We start from the raw sequence: 14076 nt of genomic DNA, 5'->3' as shown, positions 1-14076 counted from the left end.
ATTATCCAATTCAGATGCAAACTTTTTCATATGCCAGCGTCCCTGACCATTCAATTTTTTTCAATTGCGGGTGACGCCACTCAAGTACTTCACCAGGACCCAATACCAGTATCCCACCAATATCCAGACACTTAACCAAGGCATTCAAGATATCACGGCGGTCAAATTTCTTAAAATAAATCAAAACGTTTTGGCAGTAGATAATGTCCAGTTTTCTAAACGGCAATCCAACCACATTCATCAGGTTAAACTGCCGGAAAAAAACTTTTGACTTTAAATGTTCTGCAATTTGCCAATAATGCTGGCCTAGCGCAGAACCATAGTTGGAACGAAAACGGGCTGGAATCTGTTCGGCCTTGCGTGCCAGATAAACCCCTTCTTTAGCAGTCAGTAAAACCTGCTGGCTTATATCGGTGGCTAGCACTTCATAACCATACATGGCAAACCGATCACCAAGCATGGCCAGTGACCACGCTTCTTCCCCTGTGGAACAGCCGACACTCCACAGTTTGACAGTTTTATTGGCTTTAACCAGATACTGCTCAACCAGTTCAAAAGAGGGGGAGTGACGAAAAAAAGAGGTTTCATGTACAACCAAAGACTCAGCCAGACGTTGCCATTCTGCCTTGTCTTTGCAAACCAGTTGATAATAGCTGATTGCATCCAACGCATATTGAGCCATGTTTTTAACAATGCGTTGCTCAAACAACTGATGCTGTCGCGCTGGCAACACCATGCCAATACGCGACTCAATCAGTGAGCGCCACAATGTAGCAAGCTCATTACCCATTAAAGACTTAAATCCATCTTGTGCCAATTCATCCATGACGACACTCTCAACCAAACAAGTCTTAATGATCTTCTGGTAACTTGAAGTCAGAAACAGAAGCACGCAACTCCACAGCCATTTCAGCCAGATCACCTACCGACTTGGCAGTGTTGATCGTACCTGTCGTGGTTTGAGTGGTAATATCATGAATAATATTCATGGTATTTGAAATATGACCTGCTGAGGCTGCCTGCTGACGTGCTGCATCAGAAATGTTCTGAATCAAATCAGCCAGTGTACGTGATACAGTCTGTACCTGATCAAGTGCAATACCTGCGTCCTTGGCCAAGTGCGCACCACGAACAACTTCACTGGTGGTTTGTTCCATGGAAATAACCGCTTCATTGGTATCACTTTGAATGGTTTTAACCAGGCCTTCAATCTGCTTGGTTGCAGCGGCAGAACGTTCAGCAAGGCGCTGTACTTCATCAGCTACTACCGCAAAACCACGACCTGCTTCACCTGCCATCGATGCCTGAATTGCAGCGTTCAATGCCAGAATATTGGTTTGGTCAGCAATGTCGTTAATCAGCGATACAATGTCACCAATTTCCTGTGACGATTCACCCAGACGTTTAATACGCTTGGATGTTTCCTGAATCTGTTCACGAATAACATCCATACCCTCAATGGTGCGCTGTACTACATCAGCACCCGTATAGGCAATGTCTACCGAACGTTCTGCTACCGCTGCAGATTCCATCGCATTGGCAGATACCTGGTCAATAGATACGGCCATTTCATTGATTGCCGCAGAAGCTCCTGCAATTTCCTGAGCCTGATGTTCAGATGCATCTGCAAGCTGCATGGCAATCGACTGGGTTTCCTGCGAATAATCTGCTACCTGTGCAGACGTCGAATTAATACGGGATACCAGTGTACGTAATTGGTCAATCGCAAAGTTAATGGAATCTGCAATCGCCCCGGTAAAATCTTCAGATACAGTCGCATTGGTGGTTAAATCACCTTCAGCCAAGTCACCCAGCTCATCCAGTAAGCGTAAAATCGCAGTCTGGTTCTGGTCATTTTCTTCCTGAATCTTATGAGCACGGTCAAGGTCAATTCTGGAACGCAGACTGAACAAGCGGTTCAGGGCATAAGCAATCAGACCCAATGACAACAGAAAAATGAATCCGGGAATAAAGTTGTTATAACGCGCATTTACGCTATCAGACAGTCCATCCAGTTTTTTCAGCATGCTGTCAGACTGGGTAAATACCTGCCCTGCTGCATTACGCACCTGCGTGATTTTGGGTGAGTTCACCAGAACCTTGGATGCAGCAACCTGAATCACATCGGTATAGGTTTCCTGAATAGATTGCAGGGAACTGCGCAGGGAAGCATTGGTAATACGCTCAACGCCCAGTTCTGCATCACCACGCAACTGGCCATTTAGATAACGGCCAAAGTCTTCAGCATCAGTACTAAAGTCATCAGCAGAAGCCACAGAAGCTTCATCACCCGTTAATACCGAGTTTACGGAACGTAAAATACGCTCTGCCAGCCAGACCTGGTTTTTGGCTAGTGCAACCTGGCTATTAGGTGCATTTTCCCGAACCAGACCATCAACAACCACGTTATATTCAGCCTGAACATCAGGAATGGCTTCAGCAATACTGGTACCAATATCATTGAGAGAGTTAACAGTTTCCTGCTGCGATAAAATCAGCGTTACACCATCATTAATACTGCCCCACAGCTTGTCCACTTCCTGAATGGATTGAGAACTGGTGCCATAAATATCATGCACGTCAGACAGGCGCTGGTTAAACTCATCCTGAGACACTTTAAGGTTCTGTGCTGCCTTGACATTACCAGACACCGCAGCTTCAGTCGCATAACGCGAAATCTGCTGTGACAACAGGCGTAGTTCACCGATGTCACGTGTTAGATTATTGGCATTGGGTACGTTGACAAACAGGTAAACCATGGATATCAGCGTAACAATCAGGCCCGCCATTCCCAGCCATAATAAAGGCTTAGCTTGTTTTGGGTCACCAAAAATAGAGGCCGTGGTATCCCAGTAGGCTTGAATATATTTAAGCCACTTTGGTGTTCCCGTATTACCACCCCGCAACGAAAAAGGCATCTTTTTCTCGCCCAACTTTAAACTCATTCCCAAAACTCCCTAATTCTTTATCTCTCCGACCCCATAAACTTTTATTAGGCAGAAGCATTCAAATAAGCCTGATCCTGTATAAGCTTACTAAATAAAAAAACATGCCATTGCTGTCCATGACGTTCGAAATAGCCGCTGGTGTACTGCGCCAGTGCATCCGGCAACTGCGCATTTGAACTAAAATAACTATGCTTGTTAAAGTGATGAATCCCCATGACCTGATCAACAATAATGCCCCCATAATTGTTGGGCTGATCAATAATCATCACTTTGCTCAGTCTGGTAATTTCGGTTTCTGGCAAGTCCAGAAACATTGCAAGGTCTGTCAGGGGAAGTAAACGTCCGCGCACATTGGCCAAACCACGCATCCAGCTTTTTGCACTGGGGATGGTGGTACTACCGGGAACCGGTACAACTTCAGCCACCTCGCCCAATGGCGCTACAAACTGATAGCCTGCGAATCGAAAGGCAATGCCTGACCAGCGGGTATTCTGGTTTTCCTGCCCACCCTGTTGCCGTTGCCGTCCATAGTCGGCCAGACGCAAAAGCTCAATAAATCCACGGGCTGCCATAATTAAACTGCCGAGAGAAGTTGATGAATAACTCTTATCAGGGAGGTTTCTTCAATCGGTTTGGTCAGGTAATCACGTGCACCCTGTCTTTTTCCCCATACCCGGTCAGTTTCCTGGTCCTTGGTACTCACAATAACAATCGGGATATGCTTGGTTTCTGCACCACGGGTCAATTGTCGTGTCGCTTGAAAGCCGTTAATGCCGGGCATGACCACATCCATCAGGATTAAGTCTGGCAATTCGGCACGTGCTACGCTAATGCCATCAGCACCGTTAGCTGCCTCAAGCACTTCATGTCCGTTACGTTGCAGAATCTCGCGAAACCGGTAAGTTTCAGTTGGAGAATCATCAATTACTAAAATACGAGCCATCCTGCTGCTCCTTAAATATTGACGTGCTGGCGAATGGCACTAAATAATTCTTCTTTACTAAATGGTTTTGTCAGATATTCATCTGAGCCAACAATTCGGCCTTTTGCCTTATCAAACAGGCCATCCTTACTGGAAAGCATGATGACAGGAGTCTTTTGGAAGGTCTGATTATTTTTAATCAAGGCGCAGGTCTGGTAGCCATCAAGACGCGGCATCATGATATCCACAAAGATAATATCAGGATTTGAATCGGCAATCTTGGCCAGTGCATCAAAGCCATCAACTGCAGTAAATACAGTACAGCCTACTTTTTGCAGCAGTGTCTCAGCAGTTCTACGAATCGTTTTAGAATCGTCAATTACCATTACCTTTAAGCCAGAAAAATTTTCTTCCATTGGTTTCGTCTTCCCGTGTTATCTTGAGCGCAAGTTATATGGGTGTTTATTCACCATCACTTGCTTCCCCCATTTGCTACTCACTTTTTAGCATACCTGCAGCAGTTTTGCCAATGCAGAAATGCCCGGGTTTGAACCATAGGTTCACTATTTTTTGTATTTAGATGTTGTAATAATCAGTTTTATACCTATTAAGGCATTAAATGAACAGAAATGCGTTTTTAATTTCATTGAAAAGTCGTTGCCCTTATTAAAGGGCTTTTCTACAATGGCAGACAGGAAGTTAGAATGTACTCATTCGCTAATCAGGATACGGATATGAGCCAGTCTTTTTGCAATGCGTCATCACTGCTAAAAACAGATATGGCCTCTATCCGAGTTGCTGTGCTTGGCAGCATACTTGCCTGTATGACGTCCTTTTATGCAAACCCTGTCTTTGCTGATGCCTATGATTACTCAAGCTACTCATCTGGCGCTAATAACCCTCAGCCTATTATACGCTGGTATCGTTATTATAATGGCAGTGGCCAGCCCAGCCTTAGCAGTACAATTACTGATCAGCACCTGAAATATGGCTATGAAGCGCTTGACCGCAATATGCAGGTGATCAAGCGGGTTCCTCCCTATTCAACAGAAAGCTATGCCCGCCAAAAGGCCAAGCGCGATGCAGAAGCCGCCAAGCGTCAGGCTGATATAAACCTGCGCAGGACCTATGGTTCGGTCACGCAGGCGGTTGCCAAGCGTAACCAGATGCTGGCTGATATGGCTTCACGCAAGAGCTATCTACAAACCCAGCTTACTGGTTTGCAACGCATGCTGAGCAAGGATATTGCCCAGGCTGCAACCTATGAGCGTCAAAGCAAGCCTGTACCGGCAATGCTGCAAAAAAGCATTACAGACAATAAGAAGAATGTATTGGAAGCCCAGCAAAACATTCAGGCTATTAATGAGCGCCAGCAACAGGTCATTCAGCAATATGACGATATTATTCGCCGTTTAAAAACGATGTAATTCTCATAAACCTCAAACTAAATAATGCTCAAATTTAAAGCTTTTGCTATGATAGCGCGGGCTTTGATTTACTGTCACGGACGTTATAAAACCTATAAGCCATTAAAATTACAGCGAATTTTGTAGAAAATCCTGCATTTTTCGTTAAATCGCCATGTAACTTTATATAAAATCTGGATTTGATTTTATGAAAATTTTAAGCGTATTATCAGTACGGCTATGCCTTGCCTGTACCTTTTGTGTCATGTTATTGGGCTGTCAAAAAACCGAGGCCCCCTCTACTTCGTCCACTTCTGAATCCTCAGTACCTCGTCAGCTTGAGCTGATTGGATCTGACCTGATAAAGCCCCAGTATCGTAGCCTGTCAAGCCAGATCAGGTTTACAGGCACCCTGCAGGCACGCCAGCGGACTTCTGTTCAGGCGCAAACCTCAGGCACCATTACTCAGGTTTATGCCGACAATGGTAATCAGGTACAAAAAGGACAAACCTTACTTCGCTTAAACAATCAGGATGATCAGGCCCGCTTGCTTCAGGCCAGGGCAAATTATACCGCAACCAAGGCACAGGCCGATCTAAGCCAGAACCTTGCCGAGCGTAACCAGCGTTTGTTCAAGCAGGGATTTATTTCTGAAATTGAGTATGAGCGTAGCAAGGCGGATGCCCGTGCCCAGCGTGAAAATTTGGCTGCGCAGCAAGCGCTGGTCAGCATTGCACAAAAAGCGGTAAGTGATGCGGTGGTAAGCGCACCGATTTCGGGTGTTGTCTCAAATCGTCAGGTACAGGTTGGCCAGACAGTGGCGCCGGGTCAAACCCTATTTGAAATTGTAGATTCCACAACACTTGAATTGCAGGGTTCTGCCCCAGATACGCAAAACAGTATTCAGGTCGGCCAGACTGTCCAGTTTCAGCTTGCCGGACAAAGCCAGCCTGTCTTTACAGCACGTATTTCCCGTATTAATCCAGTGACTGATGCAGCCAGTCGCGCAGTACAATTTTATGCCACTGTTACTAGTCCGGCATCCAGCTTTGCCATTGGCAATTATGTTGAAGGGTCTATTCGGCTCAACAATAGCCAGTCCGGTCTGGTATTGCCAGCGCAGGCCATTCAACACGATAGCGCGCATCAGGTGTATGTGTGGGTTGTTCGCCAGAACCGATTGCATAAGGTGAATGTTGAAGTCGTGATGCAGGATCAGGCCAGTAACAGCGTACTGGTTAAAGGCATTCAACCCGATGACATCGTGAGTTTGGTTAAATTTTCTGAACAGGCCAATGGAAGCCCTGTCAAGGTCAGCTAAGCCCTGCCCTTTTGTTTTTTATTGTTTGAATACACATGGACTGGCAACGTCGATAATAAGGTAAAAATATGTGGCTCACCCGAATTAGTGTCAATAATCCTGTATTTACAGCCATGCTGATGCTGGCATTAATGGTGACGGGTCTGGCCTCATGGCAGCGCATGACCGTTGAAGAATTCCCGGATATTGATTTCCCTTATGTGGTGGTTTACACCACCTATCCGGGTGCATCGCCTGAAATGGTGGAGTCCGATGTCACCAAAAAGCTTGAGGATTCCATTAATACCATTTCGGGTGTAAAGCAGGTTATTTCATCTTCTAGCGAAGGTTTGTCCACCGTCATTGTGGAGTTTAATCTGGATGTACCCTCAACGCTGGCGGCGCAGGATGTGCGTGACAAGATTGCCATCGTGCAGCCTCAACTGCGCGATGAGGTGGAAGATCCGCTTATTGAACGCTATAACCCCAGCGATGCCCCAGTCCTCTCGGTGATTTTCCGCTCCAACAATATGCCCATGCGTGATCTTAGTAATTATCTGGATCAACGCATTATTCCACAGCTACGCACAATTTCTGGCGTGGGTAATGTCAATATGCTGGGGGATGTACAGCGTCAGATTCGCATTGAAGTACTACCGGAACAAATGCAGGCGCTGGGAGTCAGTATTAACCAGATTATTGACGTACTGCGTACAGAAAACCTGCAACTGCCCAGTGGCACACTCAAACATGGCAATCAGGAGCTGGTGGTTGAAGTCAAGGGACGGCTACAGAATCCGGTAGATTTTAACCGCCTGATCGTGGCGCGCCGTAACCAGACTCCGATTTACTTGTCGCAAGTGGCTAATGTGGTGGATAGTCAGGCCGAAGCTGATACGGGTGCTTATTTTAATGGCAACAATGCTGTCAGCCTGGATATTTTAAAAACCTCTGAGGCCAACGTGATTAAGGTGGTCGACCAGAGCAAGGCGGTGCTGGAAGACATCAAGCAGCAGCTACCTGCCGGAGTAACTTTTACCTTGAGTTCGGATCGGGCCAAGTCCATTCGGGCTTCCATTTCCGATGTGGTCAGAACCCTGATTGAAGGCGGCGTGCTGGCTATCTTTATTGTATTGCTGTTTTTGGGATCGTGGCGCTCAACCATTATTACCGGACTCACCCTGCCTATTTCACTCTTTGGCACGCTGGCTGTCATCTGGGCATTTGGCTTTAGTATTAACCTGATGACCCTGATGGCAATGGCGCTGTGTATTGGTCTGCTGATTGATGATGCCATTGTGGTGCGCGAAAACATTGTACGCCATGCAGCCATGGGCAAGGATCATAAACAGGCAGCACTGGATGGCACCCGGGAAATTGGCCTTGCTGTACTGGCAACGACCCTGACCATTGTCGCCGTGTTTTTGCCGGTTGCTTTTATGGGCGGGATTATTGGCCGCTTCTTTTACCAGTTTGGCGTGGCGGTAAGTGCTGCCGTGTTGCTATCCATGTTTGTTAGTTTTACACTTGATCCCATGCTGTCGGCCATCTGGCCGGAAAAACCGGAGAGCGAAAAAAAGAAAAACTGGTTTCAGCGCTTTTTGGATAGCTGTACCGGGCAAATCGATCGATTAAATGGCGTTTATACCCATATTTTAAAATTTTGCCTGCGTTTCCGCTTGCTCACGCTGGGTGGCGCCGTGTTATCGCTGGTAATTGCCTTTATGCTGGCTAGCCTGATTGGTAAGGAATTTGTGCCTACCCCGGATCTGGGTGAGCTTAAGGTTCAGTTTGAAACCCCAGTGGATTCTACCCTGCAATATACTGAAGCCAAGGTGAAACAGGTTGACCATATTTTGCGGGATTTTCCGGAAGTGGTTACTACTTATGGCTCGATTAACTCCACAGGAAGCCGTGGCCGCAACCGTGCAACATTGCGGGTGAGCCTCAAGCCTAAAAGTGAGCGTGAGCGCGGTCTTAAAATACTGGTTAATGATATCCGGCAACAATTACAAGCGGTTGCCGGTATTAAAGTAACGTCCGTTTCAGCCGATGATGACAGCATTTCCGGCGGCTTAAAACCCATTATGGTGTCAATCACTGGCCCGGAACTGGATGAATTACAAAAGCTATCTGACCAGTTTATGGCCAAGGTTAAAACTGTGCCCGGTATTGTGGATTTGCGCTCCTCATTAGCTGAACCAAAACCCACGCTGGCTGTACAACTGAACCGTGAAGCCGCTAGCGACCTGGGACTGTCAGTAGGCCAGATTGGGCAAGCCCTACGCCCATTGCTGGCAGGTGACAATATTACCACTTGGCAAGATCCACATGGCGAAAATTATGATGTTAATGTCCGCTTGCCGGAAAGTGGCCGACAAAACCTGAATCAATTGCAAAACCTGTATTTTACGTCTAGCAACTTGGACCAAGCCCGGCAGCCCAGCCTGATTCCCCTGTCGCAGGTGGCGAGCTTTGAACAGACGCTAGGTGCTTCGCAAATTAACCGGCGCAACCTGTTCCGCGAAGTGCTGATTGATGCCAACACTTCCGGGCGTCCGGCAGGTGATATTGGTGAAGATATCAAGCGTATCCAGCAGGATATGAAGCTACCACCCGGTTATAAATTCCAGACGCTTGGCGGTAACAAGAATATGGAGGAGTCCATTGGTTATGCCACCACAGCACTGATTCTGGCGGTGCTATTCATTTATATGGTGCTGGGATCACAGTTTAATAGTTTCCTGCATCCACTCACCATTATGGCATCCCTGCCCTTATCGCTGATTGGGGTGTTCCTGGCTTTGTTTATGTTTCAAAGTACCCTCAATATGTTTTCCATCATTGGCATTATTATGCTGATGGGTCTGGTGACCAAGAATGCCATTTTGCTCATTGATTTTATTCAGCAGGCAGTTGAGGAAGGGCTGTCGCGTGAGCAAGCCATTATTCAGGCTGGGCAAACGCGCTTGCGTCCCATTTTAATGACGACCAGCGCGATGGTAATGGGTATGGTGCCGCTGGCCTTGGGATTAGGTGAAGGTGCCGAACAGCGTGCCCCGATGGCTCATGCTATTATTGGCGGGGTATTAACCTCTACCCTGCTTACACTGGTGGTTGTTCCTGTGATTTACACCTATCTGGATGACATGAAAACCTGGACGGTTCGTCAGGTGTATAAATACAAAAAAACCAGTTCTTCGTGAGCTGGTTTTTTTAAATCAACAATATTCAAAAGTTTTTAAACAAGCGTTTTTATGGCTTAGTCGATTTGTTGTTCACGATAATAATTGAGTTCACTCATATCATGCGCGCAGAACACTTCAACTGCATTACTATGCTCATCAATCAATTGACGCACTTGTTTAACATAACCAAGTCGCTTTTTATTATCCACAGCCAGCAGCTTTTCACATTGCTTCATGGCAGCGGGAGCCTTGCCATATAAACTGCGGCGATCCATATACAGATCACCCACATGAAAAAGCCACTTACCGCTGGATTGTTTTACCGCAACACCACAATGACCCCGGGTATGTCCATGTAATGGCACGAGTATAATTTCTTCCTTAATGCCTTTTAGCCGCTGAATATTTTCAAAGCCAAACCAGGTATCCGTGGTATTAATTGTCGCTGCCCATTTGGGATTAAACTCAAACTGCTTGGCCCGGTAGCGTAGCTTATCACGCCAGTGCGGCCGTAGCGCAGCTTCAATCTCGGTACTACAGGCATGAATTTTTGCTGCCGGGAAATCGGCAATTCCACCGGCATGGTCCAGATCCAGATGGGTGAGCACAATATGCCGCACCTCACGGCGGTTAAAGCCCATCTGATCCAGCTGAAACAGCGCTGTTTCTTCCAGCTCCAGTTTTGGTCGCATCAGGTTCCTGAACGTATGCCCTAGATGCTTTGGTGTTAGTACATCCTGCACGCCAAGCCCTGTATCCACCAAAATGAGACCCTCAGTGGTTTCAATGGCCAGACAATGGCAGCACATAGTGGCAGGTTGCAGCCAGCTTCCCTTACCTTCGAGTAACCGCTGACAACTAGGGCAAAAAGTTCCGCAATTTAAATGATGAATTTTCATTATTGTTAAGCTAATCCTACAAATCCATTTAACGACACTACAGGGTTATTGTACAACAATCCTGCCTAATACATCTTCAAACCTCATTTTATGTCAGTCGAGCCGTGATCCATTCAAGGGTGTGTTAACTTTTGTAAGCATTGGCGTACATCAATTGGGGTTGTGGCGACTGTTTTGGCAGGGTCAGATGCGAGATGATGTGTTTAGCGAATCAAGGATGACATGGCACGGATTTAGCTATACGGATAGCGCGAGCTGAAAGGCTGGCATGAATCGCAAGGCTCGATAGGATGTATCGAGAACAGGATGTACAGCAGGATGCTAAAGAAATGCCCGACCATTCAGGATGAATATTGTCGGGCTTTTTTATGTCTAAAATATTTAGCTTGCAATAGTTAAAATATCTTCGTTCTTGCTGGCAAATACTGATGTTTAGCGTTGATTATCAGGTAGCAAGGCTGTCTGCAAATTTTCACGCGCTTGCTGTTCATAACGGCTATAAAAATAATCTGTCTGATAAATGCGTGGACGCTGATAAAATCCAGCCAGCACTTCCCTGCGCTTGAGATTAAATAATGCTGGTGCTACAAAATCATATTCTTCCCTGATTTGCTGCTGGTATTGCGCAAAACGTGCAGGCGTAGCACCTAAAATCGCAAGGTCAATATCGACAATCAATTTTTCATCATTAGTGCTGGCTTGATGATGCTGGGTTGCCATGATCAGTTGGGTTACTTGTAGAATGATTGCTGGATTCACCTTACAGCGCTTCAGGAATTGCGCTGCCCAATCCGCACTTTTTTGCTCGTTGCTTAAGTGATCATTGCTTATTGGCTTACTATTAAGCTGATCAGGCGCTTGGCGGGTTTCATAAATAGCATCATGAAACCATAAGGCAATTTCTAACAGCGCAGGCTCTACAGCCAGATGGATAACCTGCTCAAACAGGCTAATGCACTCAGCAAGATGCTGCACGCTATGATAAGCACGATGCGGTTCAGCATAGCCTGCCAGTAATTCCTGATAAACCTGTGTGATACAAGCCTGATCAACAGGCAGGTTTAATTGCTGGCAAAGGCGCTGCCATGATCTTTCAAGCAGTTCTTGATATAACCTGATTTGTGACGTTGCTGACATACTGGCTTTCTCATTTTGAATTTAATATCGCGTCATTCAATAGCTTTTCCTTTTTATAGCGCATTTCATCAAAAAACTGTTGGCCTTGGTTAAAACAGCCTTCCTGTTATTTCGGCAATATCAGTTTTGGCAGGATGAGTATGGGCTTACAAAAAAATTTCTATATGCCAAGACGTAATCTAACGTAAAATTCACATGATCTTAAAACCTATTGTTATTCCATGGGAACAGTTAGTGTGTTTATTTAAACAATAGAGTTTACTTCAAGCTAACTCACTGATTGTGCTGATAATCCTATTAACTTTCACCTAATTGCAAAGTCAGGATGATGTGTGCGTAAAATTGTGCATATTGATATGGATGCGTTTTATGCTTCTGTAGAAATTCGCGACCAGCCAGATCTACGTGGTCAGCCTGTGGTGGTTGCCTGGGATGGCCCACGCTCAGTAATTTGTGCAGCCTCTTATGAAGCACGCCAGTTTGGGCTACGCTCTGCCATGTCGGTCGCACGAGCCAAGCAGCTTTGCCCACATGCTATTTATATTGCGCCCAGTTTTGATAAATATCGTGAGGTATCCCGGCAAGTTCATGACATTTTTCATCAGTATACTGATCTGATTGAACCCCTATCGCTGGATGAAGCCTATCTGGATGTCACCAATAATTTTAAAAACCTGCCTACTGCTACCGATGTAGCTCAGGCCATTCGTGCCGAAATTTTTGCACAAACCGCTCTGACTGCCTCAGCCGGGGTGGCTCCCAATAAGTTTTTGGCCAAAATTGCTTCGGACTGGAACAAGCCTAATGGATTATGTGTGATTAAACCCAGTCAGGTTGCGCAGTTTTTACCGAATTTACCAGTAGGAAAGATTCCGGGTGTGGGTCAGGTTACCCTGCAAAAAATGCAGGCACTGAATATTCATACCGTGGGTGAGCTGGCGCAACATAGCCAGGCAGAGCTGGCACATCATTTTGGCCGCTATGGCTATCGGCTCTATGATCTGGCACGTGGCATTGATGAACGGCCGGTCAATGCCAGCCGCGAGCGACAGCAAATTTCCAAGGAAACCACTTTTAGTGAGGACAAGTTTTTGCCTGAGCTGGGCGAGCACTGGCACCATTTGGCAAATCAGGTCTGGGAGCAAATGCAGAAAAAACAGATGAGCGCACGCACCGTCACGATTAAACTCAAAACCAGTCAGTTTAAAACCATTACTCGCTCAGTCACCTATTCCAGCCATATTCCACACTATACGGAATTTCAGGCAGCTGTATTGCTTATGATTGAGCGCCTGGCTCCTGAACTTAATCATCAGCTTATGTTTCGCTTAGCTGGCGTGGGCGTGGCTGAACTGGCTCTACAACAGCAACAGGCTCAGCTTCGATTACTGGAATAGACATAAATCTGGCATTCGGTCATTAATGACTTAAATGCAAGCCACATTCGCGCTTTTCTTCTCCCTTGGTGGGATCATAATAATCCACATTATCAGGCAATTGATGCGCTGTTAGATATTCATACATATCGCGCGATGACCAATGTAGTAAAGGCGCAACCTTAATCAAACCATCCGGATTGATACTGACAGGCTGCATTTGTCCCCGTTCAGCCGTATCACTGGCCCGTAATGCGGTAAACCACACTTGCGGGGCAGTTTCTTGCAAAGCCCGGGCAAAAGGTTCCAGTTTCACTTCTTCAGTAAAGGCCGCATGACGCGGGTCATCAAGCGCCGGGACTGCACCTTCCAGTGCTTCACGATGTGCACGTGAACGTCTGGGCAGGTAAATTTTCAAGTTAAGGTTTAAGCGTTTGGTGACTTCATCAGCAAAGCGGTAAGTTGCCTCAGTGTTATACCCACTGTCCATCCAGATTACAGGAATGTCCGGCTTTACCTGTATCAGCATGTGCAGCATTACCGCTTCATACGGCCTGAAATTGGTGGTACAAATTGCAGGCTTGCCAAGTCCTAGTGCCCATGCAATTAACTGCTGGGGATTTTGCCCATATTTCTGGTTTATGGCGTCAAGATTAAAAGTCATTCTTCATCCACCTATCTCCGGCTTTTCATCTGGGACAGCAGTGTATTTACTGTAATATAATTTTTTGATGTAATGCTCATTTCATTTGATAATAAAACTGTTTATAAATGGCTTTGTTGCACAAAGATTTAAAAAATAGAACTACCCTAAGCGACTCAAATTTAAGTGACAACTTGGGTATGAGCTCGGCCTAATTCCATAAATTTATTTAATACTGCCACACGTGCATGAATCTC

Annotated in this window: 12 protein-coding genes; 4 read left to right on the top strand and 8 right to left on the bottom strand. The window is 46.0% G+C overall.

Annotated features, from left to right (window positions below; genetic code table 11):
• Positions 1-10: 10 nt before the first annotated feature.
• From E2B99_RS00070 to pilG, 5 genes are read right to left on the bottom strand one after another with little or no spacing between them, the layout of a single operon-like run.
• Positions 11-826: a CheR family methyltransferase gene (locus E2B99_RS00070; RefSeq protein ID WP_134242979.1), complete on the bottom strand. Its 816-nt coding sequence runs from the start codon at positions 824-826 to the stop codon at positions 11-13.
• Positions 827-851: 25 nt separating this feature from the next.
• The gene (locus tag E2B99_RS00065; RefSeq protein WP_430981431.1) at positions 852-2945 is read right to left on the bottom strand and encodes a methyl-accepting chemotaxis protein; all 2094 of its coding nucleotides are present in this window, start codon (positions 2943-2945) and stop codon (positions 852-854) included.
• A 47-nt stretch (positions 2946-2992) separates the two neighbouring features.
• Positions 2993-3520 carry a chemotaxis protein CheW gene (locus E2B99_RS00060; protein WP_134242978.1) on the bottom strand — a complete coding sequence of 176 codons (528 nt, stop codon included), beginning with the start codon at positions 3518-3520 and terminating at the stop codon, positions 2993-2995.
• A gap of 2 nt (positions 3521-3522) precedes the next feature.
• Positions 3523-3891, bottom strand: a complete 369-nt coding sequence (locus tag E2B99_RS00055) for a response regulator (protein ID WP_026469898.1) — start codon at positions 3889-3891, stop codon at positions 3523-3525.
• 11 nt (positions 3892-3902) lie between these two features.
• Entirely contained in the window at positions 3903-4286 is a 384-nt protein-coding gene (pilG, locus tag E2B99_RS00050; RefSeq protein WP_026469897.1) for a twitching motility response regulator PilG, read from the bottom strand.
• A 288-nt stretch (positions 4287-4574) separates the two neighbouring features.
• Here pilG and E2B99_RS00045 point away from each other — a divergent pair, with 288 nt between their 5' ends.
• The 3 genes from E2B99_RS00045 (at position 4575) to E2B99_RS00035 (ending at position 9782) form a co-directional block, all read left to right on the top strand.
• Positions 4575-5297 (top strand): hypothetical protein, encoded by a 723-nt coding sequence (locus tag E2B99_RS00045; protein WP_134242977.1) that lies wholly within the window; start codon positions 4575-4577, stop codon positions 5295-5297.
• A 187-nt stretch (positions 5298-5484) separates the two neighbouring features.
• Positions 5485-6597 carry an efflux RND transporter periplasmic adaptor subunit gene (locus E2B99_RS00040; RefSeq protein WP_134242976.1) on the top strand — a complete coding sequence of 371 codons (1113 nt, stop codon included), beginning with the start codon at positions 5485-5487 and terminating at the stop codon, positions 6595-6597.
• Positions 6598-6665: 68 nt separating this feature from the next.
• Entirely contained in the window at positions 6666-9782 is a 3117-nt protein-coding gene (locus tag E2B99_RS00035) for an efflux RND transporter permease subunit (protein WP_134242975.1), read from the top strand.
• Between the two features lie 56 nt (positions 9783-9838).
• Here the strand turns inward: E2B99_RS00035 and E2B99_RS00030 are convergent, their stop codons facing one another.
• Complete coding sequence (locus tag E2B99_RS00030; protein ID WP_134242974.1) at positions 9839-10663, bottom strand: MBL fold metallo-hydrolase; 825 nt, start codon at positions 10661-10663, stop codon at positions 9839-9841.
• A gap of 432 nt (positions 10664-11095) precedes the next feature.
• Positions 11096-11800, bottom strand: a complete 705-nt coding sequence (locus E2B99_RS00025; protein WP_134242973.1) for an HD domain-containing protein — start codon at positions 11798-11800, stop codon at positions 11096-11098.
• Between the two features lie 332 nt (positions 11801-12132).
• Here E2B99_RS00025 and dinB point away from each other — a divergent pair, with 332 nt between their 5' ends.
• Positions 12133-13197 carry a DNA polymerase IV gene (gene dinB / locus E2B99_RS00020; RefSeq protein WP_205669609.1) on the top strand — a complete coding sequence of 355 codons (1065 nt, stop codon included), beginning with the start codon at positions 12133-12135 and terminating at the stop codon, positions 13195-13197.
• 22 nt (positions 13198-13219) lie between these two features.
• On the opposite strand, the gene E2B99_RS00015 is transcribed toward dinB, so the two are convergent.
• Positions 13220-13840, bottom strand: a complete 621-nt coding sequence (locus E2B99_RS00015) for a phosphoadenosine phosphosulfate reductase family protein (protein WP_134242972.1) — start codon at positions 13838-13840, stop codon at positions 13220-13222.
• Positions 13841-14076: the final 236 nt, after the last annotated feature.

Source organism: Alkanindiges illinoisensis (assembly GCF_004377485.1).
Classification (GTDB): domain Bacteria; phylum Pseudomonadota; class Gammaproteobacteria; order Pseudomonadales; family Moraxellaceae; genus Alkanindiges; species Alkanindiges illinoisensis_A.
The sequence above is the reverse complement of the archived record's forward strand: the minus strand, read 5'-3'. Positions and strand labels throughout refer to the sequence as shown.